The sequence below is a fragment of the Qipengyuania zhejiangensis genome (genome assembly GCF_035607565.1).
Classification (GTDB): Bacteria; Pseudomonadota; Alphaproteobacteria; order Sphingomonadales; family Sphingomonadaceae; genus Qipengyuania; species Qipengyuania zhejiangensis.
Genome location: NZ_JAYKGO010000003.1, coordinates 918,947 through 934,331, shown reverse-complemented (window position 1 = coordinate 934,331; position 15,385 = coordinate 918,947). Strand labels below are relative to the sequence as shown.

Sequence of the window (15,385 nt, the reverse complement as noted above, 5' to 3'; positions counted from 1 at the left end):
TACGGCATCTCAGCCTGCCAACGCGTCCATCGCAAGTTCGAGCGACCGGATACGCGCTTCGGGCTCGAACGCGCTGCCGCCGAAAATAATCTCGTCCGCATCGGTCCGCGCGATGAACGCTTCGACGTGCGCGCGGGCCATGGCGGGCGTGCCGATCGCGCTGGCCTGGCCGATATGGGCCAGCATCGCCTGCACGTTGGCGGGCAGGCTGGCGCGGTAATCGCGGATTGGCGGGGGAAGCTTGCCCGGGCGCCCGGTCCGCAAGGCGACGAACGCCTGCAATTGCGAACTGGCGACCAGTTCGGCCTCAACCTCGGTCGGGGCCACGAACAGGTTCATCGCCGCCATCACATGGGGCTTTTCGCATGCTTCGGACGGCTGGAAATCGCGGCGGTAAATCTGAAGCGCGGCATCGAGGTGGTCGGGCGCGAAATGGCTGGCAAAGGCATAGGGCAGGCCGAGCCTGGCGGCGAGCTGCGCGCCGAACAGGCTGGACCCCAGCATCCAGAATTCAGGCTTCGCGCCAAGGCCGGGCGTGGGATGGATCGCGGTTTCGCCGCGCATGAACGCCTGAAGTTCGACGACATCCTGCGGGAACATCTCGGCGGCGCGGTGCAGGTCCTTGCGCAGCGCGCGCTGCAATTCCGGCCCTGCGCCGGGTGCGCGGCCAAGGCCCAGATCGACCCGGTCCGGAAACAGCGCGTCGAGCGTGCCGAACTGTTCCGCAATCTGGAACGGCGTGTGGTTGGGCAACATGATGCCGCCCGAACCGATGCGGATCGTGGAGGTGGCGTTGCCGATATGCGCCAGGACGACCGATGTCGCCCCGCCGGCGATCCCTTCCATCGCGTGGTGTTCGGCCACCCAGAAGCGTTTGCAGCCGGCATCTTCGGCGGCCTTTGCCAGCGCGGTGGCTGCCGAAAACGCTTCGCCCAGACTGCCGCCTTCGCGGACCGGAACCAGATCGAGAACGGAAAAAGCGGTCATTGTCCCAATTGCTCCAGATAGCCGCGTGCGCGTTCGGCCTCGGCGCTTTGGGGCGCAACATCAAGGACCGATTCAAAGCTGCGACGCGCGTCGGCTTCGCGCCCGGCGAGCGCGGCAATGATCCCGGCTTCAAGTCCCGTTGCCGGATCGCGCGGGTCCAGCTGGGCGGCTTGCTCGATCTGCTGCTGCGCTTCGCCAAGCCGTTCGAGCCTGCGGGACAAGGTGGCCGAAAGCAGCCACGCGCGGGCGTTGCGCGGATCCGCTTCGCGCGCAGAACCAAGGGCGCCGGCTGCATCGTCGTTCCGGTCCAGCGCAACCAGCGCGCGGGCGTGATCGATGTGAAGGCTGGCGGTCAGCGCCGCATCGGCGGCGGGCTGGGCGAGAGCGACCGCATGAGCGAACAGGGGATCGGCGGTTGCCGGCTTGCCCGACGCCAGGGCCGCGTTTCCGGCCATGGCGGCCAGGCGGGCTCGATAGGCGGGCAGCCCCTCGGGCGCTTCCGCGCTGGCGACTTCGAAGATTTCGCGCGCTTCGTCGAAGCGTTCCAGGCTGACCAGGGCCAGCCCCAGGCAATGGGCGGATTGCGCCATTTCAAGGTCGCTTTCGACCATGGTGCGCCACGCGTTGGCGAAATCGAGCGCCTCTTCCGGCTCGTTCGCCGCCAGCGACAGGCAGCGCGGAAGCTGGCTCGGGCCGGGGGCGGCGCTCCGATCCTCGATCACGCCCGTCTCACGCGCCGGGCGGTTGCGGAGTTCATCGGGAACGCCGGGCACGGCACCGGTGGCGGGATTGGGTCCGACCTGCATGATCAGCAGGGCGAGGGTGGTTGCGATCACGTTACGGTCTCCACAAGCTGTTCGACTGTCCGCAGGAGCAGGGCGACATCCTGATCGCGCGACAGCCGGTGGTCGCCGTCCTTTACCAGCGTCACCTGTATGGCATCCGAACGCAGGGCTTCGGCCAGCCGCAGGCTGATCTGCCACGGTACATCCGCATCGCGTTGGCCGTGGAGAAGGCGCACAGGCGCATCGATCGGTATCGTGCCGCCAAGTTGCCGTACCGCCTGCCCGTCAGCGAAGAACGCCGGATGCATCGGTGTAGGGTGGGGGCCATAGGGGTTGGGATCGAACACGGTTTCGCCTGCTTGCAGCCGCGCCTTGTCGCTCTCGCTCCGGCCCCAGTCGGTGAAATCGGGCGCGGAAGCGATCCCGACCATACCGGCCAACCGGTCCCCCAGCGCAAGACCCACGAGGAGCATCAGCCAGCCCCCCATCGACGATCCCGCCACAATCACGGGACCGTTCACCTTGGCGTCGACCAGCGCCAGCACCTCGTCCCGCCAGCGCGAAAGCGTCCCGTCGGCAAAATCGCCATCGCTCTCCCCGCAGCCCGAATAGTCGAGCAGGAGGCAGGACCGGCCGGTGTGGCGGGCCCAGTCGAACAGCGCGGTCGCCTTCCCGCCCGCCATGTCGGACATGTATCCCGGCAGGAAAACGATTGTCGGGCCGGAACCGGACGTGTGGCGATAGGCGATGCGGCGCCCGTCGGGCATCGGGTGGAAATGCGTTTCGCTCATGGCGTCACGCTGTCGAGCCTTGCGTGGGCGAATGCAAGGGGAGAGGGCGTCACCCCTCCCGCAGGAAGATTTCCTCTATGGCGAGGCCGAACACATCGGCGATGCGGAATGCCAGTGGCAGAGATGGGTCGTAGCGGCCAGTCTCAATCGCGTTGACGCTTTGCCGACTGACGTCGAGCCGTTCGGCAAGCTCCTGCTGGCTCCAGTCGCGCTCGGCGCGGAGCACCTTGAGCCGGTTCTTCACGCGCAATCCCCCGTGGTGCCGTACTGAAAATAGTTGGCCAGCGCGCCGACCCCGATGCCGAAGAAGAACCCGATCGGCCACCAGTACGCATCGACGTGGACCACGAGTCCGAAGTTTTCGAGGAAGCCCCAGACCGATGCGGCCGACAGGGTGATCGCGGTGCCGATCAGAGACTGGCGAACCATCAGCATCTTCAGAAATTCATCTTCCAGGTCGATGAGATACCGCCCCATCGCCCAGAAATAGCCGGCCACCGCCAGCCCGGGGACGAGCGCAAGGATCAGGGTGACAGGGGTCAGTCGATCGCCGTCGGCAATGATGCTTTCCGCAGCAAAGAGCGAGACGAGGTAGAACAGGCTGAGGACCGCCATCCGGATGAGATACTTGCGTTGCGCGGCGCCGGAACCGCCGCGCCGTGCCGCTCTGGCCAGCGAGTTGCGGAACATCGGGACCAACAGGACAAGCGGCGCGACGAGAAGGCCTGTCGCCAGCAGGCGATCCTGGATGTCGAATGTGTTGATCAGCACGGCCATGCCGGCCGTCACGGCGAGATAGGCCAGGAACCACGGCACGATGCGGCCTGTCGGCTTTTGAGCCTGGTCGGTCACAGGCACGCCCCACAGCTGCGTTTGCCGCGGTATATCGAACTGACGGCGGCACCCGAAAGGCCCGCGATCACGCCGAGCACGGCACCATCGCTCATGCCGTTCGAAACCGAAACGAATGTCGCCCCGAGAATTGCGGCGGCCCAGAGGAGGGATTTCTGAACTGTGGACATGGTCAATGCTCCTTTTCAATGTGTAAAGTGTGTTTGTCACGATTCGTTCATTTAGTCAAGTTTGCTTTCCATAATGGAACGGGCGCTTTCCCTTCGCCGATTTTGACTTGTCACTGCAGGGTCATCCGGCGCAGGCATGGCTGCGAGTGAGGAGACACCCCGTGATCGCAACCGAACCGCCTGCTTCCCCCCGCCTGCCCGCGCTTGACCGGCGCACCTTGCTGCGTTCGGGGGCGCTCGGCATCGGGCTTGCCGCCGCGCCGACCCCGGCCTTTGCGAACGCGAACGGCTTCACCCACGGCGTTGCCAGCGGCGAACCTGCGGCCAACACGGTGCTGTTGTGGACCCGCTTTCGTGCAGGCCATGACACCGCATTGACGTTCGAAGTGAGCGAGACGATGGATTTCCGCGCCCCTTCGGCGGGCGGAAGCGTGACCGCCAGCGCCGAGCACGACTGGTGCTGCAAGGCGCAGGCAAGCGGGCTCGCGCCGGGCACTTGGTACTATTATCGTTTTGTCGCACCGGACGGGTCCGCATCCGATATCGGCCGAACCAGGACCTTGCCGCAGGGCCCCACGCAGAAATTCCGCATGGCGGTCTTCTCGTGCTCCAACATCGGGTTCGGCTGGTTCAACGCCTATGCCCATGCCGCGCAGGCGAACGAGTTCGATTGCGCGATGCACCTCGGGGATTATTTCTACGAATATGGCCCCGGCACCTATCCTTCGGCAGGGGAAGCGGTTTCGGGCCGCACGCTCGATCCCGGCCACGAAATTGTCGCGCTGGCCGATTACAGGGCGCGCTATGCCGGATACCGCAGCGATCCCGATCTGCGTCGCCTGCACCAGCTTTATCCGATGATTTCGGGTTGGGACGACCACGAATCCGCCAATGATTCGTGGCAGGGCGGTGCCGAAAACCACCAACCGGATACCGAAGGCACATGGAGCGCGCGCAAGGCGGCGGCGGCCCGCGCCTACCGCGAATGGATGCCGGTTTCGGACGAACCGTGGGCCGCCTACGAGATCGGCGATCTGGCCACATTGTTCCGGCTCGAAACGCGCCTCACCGCACGGGCGGAACAGTTTTCGATCGGCAAGATCATGGCGGGAAAGACTTCGCGCGACGATGCGATCGCGGCGCTGGTTGCGTTCCGCGACGGGGCCTATCGCGATCCCTCGCGCGCCATGCTTGGCGCGGCGCAGGAAAGCTGGCTGGCTGACGGGCTCAAACGGTCGAGGGCAGGGGGCAAGGCGTGGCAGGTGCTGGTCCAGCAGGTCCTGCTCGGGAAGGTCTCCACCGCCCCGCAACTGGTCGAAGGCTTGCCCGCAGATCTTCCGGGTTACATCCGCCAGCGCATCCTGGCAGGGGCCATGGCATCGGGCGCGGGGCTGCCGCTCAACATGGATGCGTGGGACGGGTATCCCGCCGCGCGCGCGCGCCTGTTCGAGGCGGCGCTGGCTGCCGATGCCAATCTCGTCAGCCTTGCCGGTGACACCCACAACGCCTGGGCTTTCGATCTCGAACACGACGGCGCGGCTGTGGGGGTCGAATTCGGGGGCCATTCGGTGACGTCGCCCGGTTTCGAAGCCTATGTCTCACATATCCCGCCCGCGCAGGTCGAAGCGGGCACCGTCGGGCACAACCCCGAACTCAAATGGATGGACGGATCGCGGCGCGGTTACATGGCGGTCGAACTGACGCCGGCACGCGCCACCAGCGAATACCGTTTCCTGTCGAGCGTGCGCGAGAAGGGCGCCGGCGTGGTTGCGACCAAGCGGATCACCACGCTCGCGGGCAGCCGGAAACTCGATATCGGTTGAGAATTCGGCCTGCACCGGCTATCCGGCATGCATGATGCATCTGCGCATCTCGACCACGACTACCACCACCCCGGATTTCCGGGGGTGGGTGCTCGCGGCCTGATCCGCAGCCCCGCCGCCCGGTTTCGGGCGGTTGGCGTTTACCCCCGAAACCGGAAATTCTCGCAAACGCCGCTTCAAGCGCGCGCGTGGCTGTGCCATGGGCGCGCCAAGCGAAACGGATGACACGATGACGGAACTTCTGAAGATCAGCCTGCCCGATGGATCGGTACGCGAAATGGAACGCGGGTCGACCCCTGCCGACGTTGCCGCCGCAATCGGACCCGGCCTCGCCAAGGCGGCGATCGCTGCACGCGTCGATGGCGAACTGCGCGACATCAATCGCCCCTTCGAAGGCGATGCCGAACTGGCGCTGGTCACCAGCCGCGACGAGGACGATGCGCTGGAACTGGCGCGGCACGATTTTGCCCATGTGCTGGCCGAAGCCGTGCAGGCGTTGTGGCCCGGCACGCAGATCACCTTCGGACCGGCGACGGACGACGGGTTCTATTACGACGTGAAGGCGCCGGCCACGCGCGATCCCTTCAGCATGGACGATTTGCCCGCCATCGAAGAAAAGATGCGTGAGATCATCCAGGCGGACAAGCCGCTCACGCGTGAAGTGTGGAGCCGCCAGCAGCTGATCGAGAAGTGGGAAGCCGACGGCGAAAGCTTCAAGGCCGAATGGGCGCGCGAACTGCCCGAAGGCGAAGAGCTGACGGTTTATCGCAGCGGCGAAGACTGGCTCGACATGTGCCGCGGACCGCACCTTGCCAGCACGGGCAAGCTCGATCCCCAGGCGTTCAAGCTGATGCGCGTTGCCGGCGCCTATTGGCGCGGCGACCAGAAGAACGCCCAGCTCACGCGCATCTACGGCACTGGGTGGCTCAACAAGAAGCAGCTCAACGCCCACCTGATGCGGCTGGAAGAGGCCGCCAAGCGCGACCACCGCAAGCTGGGCCGCGAAATGGACCTGTTCCACCTTCAGGAAGAAGCCCACGGTTCGGTTTTCTGGCACCCCAACGGGTACAAGATCTGGCGCGAGCTGGAAGCGTACATGCGCCGCAAGATGGACGGTGCCGGCTATCAGGAAATCAAGACGCCGCAGGTGATGGATGCCCGCCAGTGGGAGCAATCGGGCCACTGGGGCAAGTATCGCGAGAACATGTTCGTCATTCCCGACGAAGTGCCGAATGTCGAAGACGACGGTCCGGTCATTTCCGGCGACGCGGCATGGATGGCGCTGAAGCCGATGAACTGCCCGGCACACGTGCTTGTCTTCAAACAGGGCATCACGTCCTATCGCGACCTTCCGATCCGCCTGGGCGAAATGGGTTGCTGCCACCGCAACGAACCGCACGGCGCGCTGCACGGGCTGATGCGCGTGCGCCAGTTCACGCAGGACGACGCGCATATCTTCTGCACCGAAGCCCAAGTGGTCGAAGAAGTGCGCGCCTTCTGCAAGCTGGCGGACGAGGTCTACCAGGACTTCGGCTTCACCTACGAAGTCAAGCTGGCCCTTCGCCCCGACCAGCGGTTCGGCAGCGAGGCGGACTGGGACAAGGCCGAACAGGAATTGCGCGATGCCGTGGCCGAGGCGGGCATGGCGAACGAGGAATACGGCTGGGAAGAATTGCCCGGTGAGGGCGCGTTCTATGCCCCCAAGCTGGAATGGCATCTCACCGATGCCATCGGGCGGACGTGGCAGGTCGGAACGATCCAGGGCGACCGCGTGCTGCCCGAACGGCTCGATGCGACCTTCGTCGGCGAAGATGGCGACAAGCACCGTCCCGTCATGCTGCACCGCGCGATCTTCGGCAGCTACGAACGCTTCATCGGCATCCTGATCGAACATTTCGCCGGGCGCCTGCCCGTGTGGCTTGCGCCGGTTCAGGCCGTGGTGGCGACGATCGTTTCGGATTCCGACGAATACGCCAAGGACGTGACGGCGAAGCTGGCCGCGGCCGGAATTCGCGTGGAAAGCGACCTTCGTAACGAGAAGATCAACTACAAGGTGCGTGAACACAGCCACGCCAAGGTTCCGCACCTTCTCGTGGTCGGCAAGCGCGAGGCGGAGGAAGGCACCGTCGCGGTCCGCACGTTGGGGGAACAGCATCAGAAGATGATGACCCTCGACGAAGCGATTGCCATGCTCAGGGCCGAGGCGACGCCGCCCGACCTGCGATAGATTGCTGAACCGCGGCGATGGAGCTGCTGGCCAATTACAGCGCGGTCCAGCTGGCGGCAGCCCTGGCCGCCGCGCTGGTGTCCGCCTTCGTTCGCGGGCTGACCGGTTTCGGCATGGCAATATTGCTGGTGCCGATACTGGCGCTGGCGCTGCCGCCGCTCGAGGCGGTGTTGCTAGGGAACTTTCTCGGCCTGTTCATCGGTCTGACCGAGATCCGCCGGTACAGGCGGCACGCGGAAAAGAGCGCGCTGACAATTTCCGCCTTCGTGTTCGTGACAACCCCGCTGGGGCTGTTCGCGCTTGCGGCTACATCGCCGGACATGGCGCGGTTTCTGATCGCCATGATCGCGCTGTCCGCCTTCTTCGCCATCCTGCTGCCCCGCCGTGCAGCCGAAATGCCGGGTCATGTCGCCACCGGCAGCGTTGGAATTGTCAGCGGGTTGATGACGGGCTTTGCCGGAATGCCGGGGCCACCGGTCGTGCCGTTTTATGTCGGGCGGGCAATTGCGCGCGAAACCGCCAAGGCCTCGATGCTGATGGTGTTCACCGCTGCCTGCATCGCCGGACTGGTGTCAGGGGGCGTGATGGGTCTGCTGGAATGGAGGTTGCTGGCGCTGGCGACATTGCTGTTTCCGGCGATCTTGGTCGGCAACTGGCTTGGACAGAAGGCATCGGGGCACATCGGCGATGCCGTGTGGCGTGCGCTTGTCGGCCTGATCCTGGCGGGTGCTGCGGGGGCCGCGCTGGTGCGACTGGTCTAGCGGCCTAGAAAGGCAGGGCCGGTCCGGCGAGGACCAGCGCGAGACCAAATCCGCCCACGATCAGCGCGCGCGCAACTTCGACCACCGGAAGAGGTGCGACATGCGAACGAGCAAGAGCGATAGCTTTGGCCATGTCCGCATTGTCTGCCCGAAACCCTAACGAAGCGTTAAGATGCGGGCGGTGAAGCGGGCATCTGCTGGCTTGCGCAGTGGAACCCGCCGCCGCCTGCCAGCACCGCATCCCCCGGCAGGCCGATCGTGGCGCGGTCGGGGAAAAGTTCGGCAATCGCGGCCACCCCGTCCGCATCGTGCGGGCTGTCAAAGGTTGGCACCACGACAAGATGGCTGGTGATGGCGAAGTTGGCGTAGCTTGCGGGTTCGATCCGGTCGCCGCTGGTGACGAGGCCGGGGGACGGAATTTCCCGAACCTCGACGCCTGCGTCCTGCGCGCGCAGCTTGGCGTCGGCATAGATGGAGGCGTTGGGATCGTCCGGCCCCGTGGCCCGCGGCAAGCACAGCGTGTTGGGCGCCACGAAACGCGCGAGATTGTCGACATGCCCGTCGGTGTGATCGTTTATCAGCCCGTCACCCAGCCACAGCACGCGCGAAAAACCGAGATCGCGGTGGAGGCGCTGCTCGATCTCCTCGCGCGTCAGGTCCGGATTGCGGTTGGGGTTCAGCAGGCATTGTTCGGTGGTCGCCACCAGTCCGGTACCGTCGCCATCGATCGCGCCGCCTTCGAGTATCCAGTCGCAGATCGACAGCGGCAGGCCAGCGTCCTCTGCCAGCCGGGCGCCGATGGTCTGGTCGCCCTCCATCAGATATTTGCCGCCCCAGCCATTGAAGCCGAACCGCCGCGCGGCGCGGTTTCCAGCCTCGTCGGCCAGGACCAGCGGGCCGGTATCGCGCAGCCACACGTCGCCAAAGGCGCGCCGCTCCAGCTTTACCCCGCCGGTTACCAGCGATCTTGCCCGCGCTTCGTTCAGCCCGTCACGGACAAGGAGGCGCACTTCCTGACCGCTTTCGGCAATCGCGCTGGCGAAGGCCGCGATCTGTTCCTGTGCACGCGGCAGCACTTCGGGCCATTCGTCCGCATCGTGCGGGAAGCCGACCCACAGCCAGTCCTGCGGCGCCCATTCGGGCGGCATGGTGAACGCCATGGATCGGCCTTTCGTCGCAGGCTCAGGCGCCGCAGGATGCGCCCTGGGCGGCGCAATCCTGATCGCGGGTGGCCTTGAACTCGTCGCCTTCGTTCCAGTTGGGGAAGCTCGTGCTGTCGCCCAGCATACGGCCGATGCGATAGAACAGCTTCAGGTCGGCCATCACGCCCGACCAGTTCCAGTTGGGGTCGTATTCGTCCTTGGGGCCGTGATAGCGGTTTTCGGTGTAATCCGCCGCAACCTTGGCACCCGCTTCGGTCCCGCCTTCGACCAGGTCTTCGCCGCCGTCGACATAGAGCATGGGCACGCCGCGCTTGGCGAAGGCGAAGTGGTCCGAACGGTAATAATAGCCCGCTTCCGGCTTGGAATTCGGTGTGGCGACGCGGCCATCGGTTTCCAGCGCCTTTTCGAGGAAGGCATCGAGCTGCGACTTGCCCGGCCCAACGACCGTCACGTCCTTGCTCGGGCCGGCGATCATGAACGCGTCCATGTTGATGCCGCCAACGGTCTTGTTGAGCGGGAAGACAGGGTTTGCGGCATAATAATCGGCACCCAGCAGGCCCGATTCCTCAGCCGTCACGGCCAGGAAGACGAGGCTGCGCTTGGCGGGCCCCGCCTTGCCGTGCGCTTCGGCCAGCGCGACCAGCGCCGCGGTTCCGGTCGCGTTGTCGACCGCGCCGTTGCAGATATCGTCGCCATCGGGTGCGGGAGTGCAGCGGCCCAGATGGTCCCAATGCGCGGTGTGGAGGACGTATTCCTCGGCGCGCTCGGTGCCCGGAAGCATACCGATCACGTTCTGCGATTCGAACGTGCGGATGTCGCTGCGGAAGCTGGTGGATGCGTTGAGGCCCAGCGGTACGGCCTTGAAGCCCTTGGCCTTGGCGGCCTTGGACAGTTCGCCAAGATCCTTGCCGGCGGCGGTGAACAGGCGTTCGGCGACCGCTTTCTGCACCCAACCGTTCATTTCGGTCATCGGCGCTGCGTTTTCGCCGCGCTGGGCGTAGGCCTGTGGACCCGACCAGCTCGATTCCACGACATTCCAGCCGTAGGCGGCCGGTTCGGTATCGTGGATGATGATCGCCCCGGCTGCGCCCTGGCGCCCGGCTTCCTCGTACTTGTAGGTCCAGCGGCCATAATAGGTCATCGCCTTGCCGCCAAAGGGGCCTTCCAGCGTTTCGGCCCCGAAGTCGGGATCGTTGACCAGGATCACGGCCGTCTTGCCCGCCATGTCGAGGCCTTCGTAATCGTTCCAGCCCTTTTCGGGGGCGTTGATGCCGTAACCCACGAACACCAGTTCGCTCTCGTCGAGCTTGGTGGCCACGTCCTCGCGGTAGGTCACGCCGACCCAGTCCTTGGCAAACTCGAGGTCGACAGGGCCGCTGTCGCCGCCCGAAATGGTCAGCGGCGCAAAGTCCTTGGCGGTGATTTCCACCAGCGGCACCTTCTGCACCCAGCTTCCGTTGTTGCCCGGCTCAAGCCCCGCCTTCTGGAATTCCTCGATCAGGTAGGCGACGGTCTTCTCTTCGCCGGCGGTGCCCGGCGAACGGCCTTCGAATTCGTCCGAAGAGAGCTTTTCGGTAACCCGCTTCATCGTTTCTTCCGACAGCGTACCATCGGCAACCGTGGGAATATCGAGCGCGGAGCCTGCGTCGGGCGCGGCCTCCATCGAGCAGGCGGAAAGCAGCAGGGCTGCGGTGGCGGCAAGGCCGAGGCGTTTCATGGTGGGCGTCCTCTCTCGTGGTATGCGATGTTGCGCGGGCTTTTGTCAGGCTCGCGGTGCAAGGGCAAGCTTGCACGCGGGGCCGGGCAACGGCAGGGGTGGAGACGATGGTCACCGACTGGACTTCTGCGCTGGATCGCGCCCGCGACCACGCCCCCTTCCTCGCCCGGGCGCTGGAACGGCGGCCCGCGCTGGCGCAAATGCTCGCCGCCGGCGACGGCCAGGCTGCGCTGGATGCGGCCAAGGCCGAGGCCGGCCAGCCCGACGTGGCGGTAGCACTGCGGCGCGAACGGCTTGGCCTCGCGCTCGTCCTGGCGGTGGGCGATCTTGCCGGTGCGTTCGACCTTGGCAAGGTGATGCGCGAACTGTCGTCTTTTGCCGACCGTGCGCTGCATGCCGCGATCGGCGCGGCCATCGCGCGCCGTGTCGAAGGGGCGGAGCCTGCCGGCATGATAGGGCTTGCGCTGGGCAAGCACGGCGCCGGCGAACTCAACTATTCGTCCGACATCGATCCGATCCTGCTTTACGATCCGGCGTCCCTTCCCCGGCACGAGCGGGATGAGCCGGGCGAAGCGGCGCAGCGGTATGCGCGCGAAATCGTCCGATCGCTTTCCGAAGGCACCAGCGAAGGGTACGTTTTCCGGGTCGATCTGCGCCTGCGCCCCGCATCGGAAGTCAGCCCGCTGGCAATCTCGCTCGATGCGGCGACCGCGCATTACGAAAGTTCGGCGCTTGCCTGGGAACGCGCCGCCTTCATCCGGGCGCGTGCCTGTGCGGGAGACATCGGCGCGGGCGAGGCATTCCTCGACCACATCCGGCCCTTCGTCTGGCGGCGCAGTCTCGATTTCGGGGCGATCGACGAAATCCGCCGCCTCACGCGCCGCATTCGCGACAAGCAGAGCGGCCCGCGCGAGCCTGCACCGGGGTACAATCTCAAGCTGAGCCGGGGCGGCATCCGCGAAATCGAATTCTTCGCCCAGACGCATCAGCTCATCCATGGCGGACGCGATCCGTCTCTGCGGCTGCGCGGCACCCGCGCCGCGCTCGACGCGCTGGCGGCTACGGGGCGGATATCGGCCGAGGATGCGGACGTGCTGGGCCGCAGCTACGATGGGTTGCGAACGATAGAGCACCGTTTGCAGATGGTTCACGACAACCAAACCCATTCGCTGCCCGCGGGCGATGCGCTGGATAATGTCGCGCGGTTGCACGGTCTGAACGATGGCGGTGAGCTGCTGGAGCATGTGCGCGCGCTGTCCGCCCCGGTGGCGGAACGGTTCGATGCGCTGCTCGACGAAGACCGTGTGTCGGTCCCGGCGAGCGCGCCGCACGTGGTCGCCACGCCTCCAGACGGGCCCGAACCATCGCCCGAACTGATCGATCGCGTAGCGGGCTGGACCGACGGGGCCATCCCGGCATTGCGCAGCACGGCTGCCATCGCGGCGTTCGATACGATCCGCCCCGCGTTGCTGGCGTCCATCGCCGCATCGGGAGAGCCCGACCGCGTTCTGGCGCGCTGGGAAACCATGCTCGGGCGGCTACCCAGCGCGATCAACCTGTTCCGTCTTCTGGAAGCCCGGCCCGGCCTGTTCGATCTGATCGCCGATTGCCTGACGCTGGCCCCGCCACTGGCCGACGATCTGTCGCGAAGGCCCGACCTGCTCGATGCGCTGATAGATCGCAGCGCCTTCGACCTGCCTGGCAGTGTGGCGGACATTGCGGGCCAGATGATGCGGCGTGAACGGGGGGACGATTACGAGGACCGGCTGGACCGGATCCGCATCGTCACCGGAGAGATGCGCTTTGCGCTGGGCGTGCAGTTGATCGAAGCGGCCCATGACCCGCTGGCCATTGCCGCGGCCCTGTCGCGCACCGCGCAGGCCGCGCTGCAGGTCGCGCTGGAGGCGGCGGAAGAGGAATTCGCGGCGAAACATGGCCGCATCGAAGGGAGCGAACTGGTTGTGCTGGGTCTGGGGCGCCTGGGCGGCGGCCTGCTGACCCATGCGTCCGATCTCGACATAATCTATCTGTTCACTGGAACGCACGAAGGCGAATCCGATGGCGAACGACCGCTCGGCGCTACGCTCTATTTCAATCGGCTGGCCCAGCGGGTCAGCGCCGCGCTGAGCGTGCCGACCGCGCATGGCGCGCTCTACGAGGTGGACACACGCCTGCGCCCGCAGGGCAATCAGGGGCCACTGGCGGTCAGCGTGGACAGCTTTGCCCGTTACCAGCGCGAGGACGCCTGGACCTGGGAGCACATGGCGCTGGAACGGGCGCGGGTGCTTGTCGGCGGCGATGCGGCGCGCGAGCAAGTCGGCGCGGTCGTGACGTCAATCCTGCAAAAGGAACGCGATCCCGCGGCTCTGGCAACCGATATTCTGGCCATGCGCACCGAGATGGCGCAACACAAACTGCCCAAGGGCCCGCTCGACGCCAAGCTGCTGCGGGGCGGGTTGGTGGACGTGGAATTCCTCGTCCACTTCCTGCAACTTCGTCATCGCCGCGCGCTGACGCCAGACCTGGCTGACGCGATCCGCGAGCTGGCTGGTGCCGGTTATCTGCCCGACACGATCGGCGTTGCGTACGACTTGATGACGCGGGTACTGGTAGGTACGCGGCTGCTCGCACCCGAACTGGCGCGGCCATCCGATAGCGCGGCGGCCATCCTGGCGCGGCAAAGCGGGTGCGAGGATTACGACACGCTGGTGCGCCGATTGTCCGCTGCGCGCGGTGACGTCGCGGCGGCGTGGCAGGACATTTTCGGCGAGAAACTGGAGATTGCATGATGACCAAATCCTGGCCCGACGTGGGCGACGCCATGCCCGATTTCGCAATGGAAACGCCCGATGGCGGCGTTTTGCGCCTTGCGGACCTCAAGGGGCACAAGGCCGTGCTGTTCTTCTATCCCAAGGACAACACACCCGGCTGCACCACCGAGGCGAAGGATTTTTCCGCGCTGAAGGACGAATTCGAAAAGGTGGGGGTCAGGCTGATTGGCGTCAGCAAGGATTCGGCCAAGAAACACCAGAACTTCATCGCCAAACACGGCCTCACCGTGGGCCTTGCCACCGATGCGGAAGAGGGCGGCCTCTCCGATGCGCTGGGTATCTGGACCGAAAAGCAGATGTACGGGCGCACCTACATGGGCATGGTTCGATCCACCTATCTGCTGGACGAGGACGGCACCATCGCGCGCATCTGGCCCAAGGTTAAGGTGAAGGGGCACGCCGCCGAAGTGCTGGAAGCCGCGCGCACCTGACCATGCCGGACATGACGCCAGTGCGGCGCAGCGTTGCGGCGGCCATTCGCGATGCGCTGTCGACAGGCGAGACAAACGCAAAGGTCTTTGCTGCCCGCGCTGTGGCGCGTGACTGGCGGCTGGGCCGGCTGGCATTCGCGTTCGATGTGCCCATGCCCGACCGGCCGAACTGGCCCGACGGGCTGGAACTGCGCTTGCCCGGCAAGATGCCGAAGCGCGGCAAGATGGGCACGCAGGGCAACCGTGTCGCCTTGTGGCACGCGCTGGCGCACATCGAGTTCGTCGCGATCGACCTGGCGCTCGACATGGCGGGGCGGTTCGGGGAATCGATGGGCGAAGACTTTGTTTCCGACTTCCTTTCGGTCGCCGCCGATGAAGCGATGCACTTCGCGCTGCTGGCCCGAAAGCTCGATTCGCTGGGGGCACCCTACGGAACGTTGCCTGTGCACGATGGGCTGTGGAGCAGCGCGGCGGACACCGCGCATGACGTCACGGCGCGTCTTGCGATCGTTCCCATGGTTCTGGAAGCGCGCGGCCTGGACGTCACGCCGGCCACGCTGGACCGGGTGCGGGCGCAAGGTGATGAAAACGGGGCGAAAATTCTGGAACGAATCCTTGACGACGAGATTCGTCACGTCGCCTTCGGTTCAAAGCATTTTCACCGGATCTGCGCGGACTCCGGCTGGAACCCACGGGAAACATGGCAAAATCTTGTCGAAATGTATTTCTGGGGAGCGTTGAAACCACCATTCAACGACTCGGCGCGTTTCGCAGGCGGCCTACCGCGAGACTACTACGCCGCTATTGCGTGATTAACTTTTCCGCCGATAACCCAAACTCACGAGAT

15 protein-coding genes are annotated in these 15,385 nt (G+C 65.6%); 6 read left to right on the top strand and 9 right to left on the bottom strand.

The genetic code is table 11. From position 1 onward, the window contains the following. Positions 1–9 precede the first annotated feature (9 nt). The 6 genes from VR863_RS12225 to VR863_RS12200 are packed head-to-tail and all read right to left on the bottom strand — an operon-like array spanning position 10 to position 3,585. Positions 10–987, bottom strand: coding sequence for an LLM class flavin-dependent oxidoreductase (locus tag VR863_RS12225; RefSeq protein WP_324828748.1), 978 nt, complete (start codon positions 985–987; stop codon positions 10–12). Continuing rightward, positions 984–1,823: a tetratricopeptide repeat protein gene (locus tag VR863_RS12220; protein WP_324828747.1), complete on the bottom strand. Its 840-nt coding sequence runs from the start codon at positions 1,821–1,823 to the stop codon at positions 984–986. The genes VR863_RS12225 and VR863_RS12220 overlap by 4 nt, the downstream gene beginning before the upstream one ends. Continuing rightward, positions 1,820–2,563 carry an alpha/beta fold hydrolase gene (locus VR863_RS12215; RefSeq protein WP_324828746.1) on the bottom strand — a complete coding sequence of 248 codons (744 nt, stop codon included), beginning with the start codon at positions 2,561–2,563 and terminating at the stop codon, positions 1,820–1,822. Before VR863_RS12215 ends, VR863_RS12220 begins: the two co-directional genes overlap by 4 nt. 49 nt (positions 2,564–2,612) lie before the next feature. Beyond that, positions 2,613–2,807 carry a helix-turn-helix transcriptional regulator gene (locus VR863_RS12210; protein ID WP_324828745.1) on the bottom strand — a complete coding sequence of 65 codons (195 nt, stop codon included), beginning with the start codon at positions 2,805–2,807 and terminating at the stop codon, positions 2,613–2,615. Beyond that, entirely contained in the window at positions 2,804–3,415 is a 612-nt protein-coding gene (locus VR863_RS12205) for a hypothetical protein (RefSeq protein WP_324828744.1), read from the bottom strand. Before VR863_RS12205 ends, VR863_RS12210 begins: the two co-directional genes overlap by 4 nt. Continuing rightward, complete coding sequence (locus VR863_RS12200; protein ID WP_324828743.1) at positions 3,412–3,585, bottom strand: hypothetical protein; 174 nt, start codon at positions 3,583–3,585, stop codon at positions 3,412–3,414. Before VR863_RS12200 ends, VR863_RS12205 begins: the two co-directional genes overlap by 4 nt. 161 nt (positions 3,586–3,746) lie before the next feature. Here VR863_RS12200 and VR863_RS12195 point away from each other — a divergent pair, with 161 nt between their 5' ends. The 3 genes from VR863_RS12195 to VR863_RS12185 all read left to right on the top strand — a co-directional run bounded on the left by VR863_RS12195 (position 3,747) and on the right by VR863_RS12185 (position 8,396). Continuing rightward, the gene (locus VR863_RS12195; RefSeq protein ID WP_324828742.1) at positions 3,747–5,408 is read left to right on the top strand and encodes an alkaline phosphatase D family protein; all 1,662 of its coding nucleotides are present in this window, start codon (positions 3,747–3,749) and stop codon (positions 5,406–5,408) included. A 229-nt stretch (positions 5,409–5,637) separates the two neighbouring features. Next, positions 5,638–7,635, top strand: coding sequence for a threonine--tRNA ligase (thrS, locus tag VR863_RS12190; protein ID WP_324828741.1), 1,998 nt, complete (start codon positions 5,638–5,640; stop codon positions 7,633–7,635). 17 nt (positions 7,636–7,652) lie between these two features. Then, positions 7,653–8,396 (top strand): sulfite exporter TauE/SafE family protein, encoded by a 744-nt coding sequence (locus tag VR863_RS12185; RefSeq protein WP_324828740.1) that lies wholly within the window; start codon positions 7,653–7,655, stop codon positions 8,394–8,396. 4 nt (positions 8,397–8,400) lie between these two features. Here VR863_RS12185 and VR863_RS12180 read toward each other — a convergent pair whose 3' ends face one another. Genes VR863_RS12180 through VR863_RS12170 form a run of 3 tightly spaced genes read right to left on the bottom strand, consistent with a single transcriptional unit; the run spans position 8,401 to position 11,276 of the window. After that, the gene (locus VR863_RS12180; RefSeq protein WP_324828739.1) at positions 8,401–8,529 is read right to left on the bottom strand and encodes a hypothetical protein; all 129 of its coding nucleotides are present in this window, start codon (positions 8,527–8,529) and stop codon (positions 8,401–8,403) included. A gap of 34 nt (positions 8,530–8,563) precedes the next feature. Continuing rightward, on the bottom strand, positions 8,564–9,556 hold the full coding sequence (locus VR863_RS12175) for an agmatine deiminase family protein (protein ID WP_324828738.1): 993 nt from the start codon (positions 9,554–9,556) through the stop codon (positions 8,564–8,566). A 22-nt stretch (positions 9,557–9,578) separates the two neighbouring features. Next, the gene (locus VR863_RS12170; protein ID WP_324828737.1) at positions 9,579–11,276 is read right to left on the bottom strand and encodes a M28 family metallopeptidase; all 1,698 of its coding nucleotides are present in this window, start codon (positions 11,274–11,276) and stop codon (positions 9,579–9,581) included. Between the two features lie 107 nt (positions 11,277–11,383). Here VR863_RS12170 and glnE point away from each other — a divergent pair, with 107 nt between their 5' ends. Genes glnE through VR863_RS12155 form a run of 3 tightly spaced genes read left to right on the top strand, consistent with a single transcriptional unit; the run spans position 11,384 to position 15,350 of the window. Further along, positions 11,384–14,065: a bifunctional [glutamate--ammonia ligase]-adenylyl-L-tyrosine phosphorylase/[glutamate--ammonia-ligase] adenylyltransferase gene (glnE, locus tag VR863_RS12165; protein WP_324828736.1), complete on the top strand. Its 2,682-nt coding sequence runs from the start codon at positions 11,384–11,386 to the stop codon at positions 14,063–14,065. Continuing rightward, positions 14,065–14,538 carry a peroxiredoxin gene (locus VR863_RS12160; protein ID WP_324828735.1) on the top strand — a complete coding sequence of 158 codons (474 nt, stop codon included), beginning with the start codon at positions 14,065–14,067 and terminating at the stop codon, positions 14,536–14,538. The genes glnE and VR863_RS12160 overlap by 1 nt, the downstream gene beginning before the upstream one ends. 11 nt (positions 14,539–14,549) lie before the next feature. Beyond that, complete coding sequence (locus tag VR863_RS12155; RefSeq protein WP_324828734.1) at positions 14,550–15,350, top strand: ferritin-like domain-containing protein; 801 nt, start codon at positions 14,550–14,552, stop codon at positions 15,348–15,350. Positions 15,351–15,385 lie beyond the last annotated feature (35 nt).

Coding starts and splice junctions, on each gene's coding strand:
- VR863_RS12180 (WP_324828739.1), bottom strand. CDS start 8,529: ATGGCCAAAGCTATCGCTCTTGCTCGTTCGCATGTCGCACCTCTTCCG.
- VR863_RS12155 (WP_324828734.1), top strand. CDS start 14,550: ATGACGCCAGTGCGGCGCAGCGTTGCGGCGGCCATTCGCGATGCGCTG.
- VR863_RS12200 (WP_324828743.1), bottom strand. CDS start 3,585: ATGTCCACAGTTCAGAAATCCCTCCTCTGGGCCGCCGCAATTCTCGGG.
- VR863_RS12170 (WP_324828737.1), bottom strand. CDS start 11,276: ATGAAACGCCTCGGCCTTGCCGCCACCGCAGCCCTGCTGCTTTCCGCC.
- VR863_RS12185 (WP_324828740.1), top strand. CDS start 7,653: ATGGAGCTGCTGGCCAATTACAGCGCGGTCCAGCTGGCGGCAGCCCTG.
- glnE (WP_324828736.1), top strand. CDS start 11,384: ATGGTCACCGACTGGACTTCTGCGCTGGATCGCGCCCGCGACCACGCC.
- thrS (WP_324828741.1), top strand. CDS start 5,638: ATGACGGAACTTCTGAAGATCAGCCTGCCCGATGGATCGGTACGCGAA.
- VR863_RS12215 (WP_324828746.1), bottom strand. CDS start 2,563: ATGAGCGAAACGCATTTCCACCCGATGCCCGACGGGCGCCGCATCGCC.
- VR863_RS12175 (WP_324828738.1), bottom strand. CDS start 9,556: ATGGCGTTCACCATGCCGCCCGAATGGGCGCCGCAGGACTGGCTGTGG.
- VR863_RS12160 (WP_324828735.1), top strand. CDS start 14,065: ATGACCAAATCCTGGCCCGACGTGGGCGACGCCATGCCCGATTTCGCA.
- VR863_RS12225 (WP_324828748.1), bottom strand. CDS start 987: ATGACCGCTTTTTCCGTTCTCGATCTGGTTCCGGTCCGCGAAGGCGGC.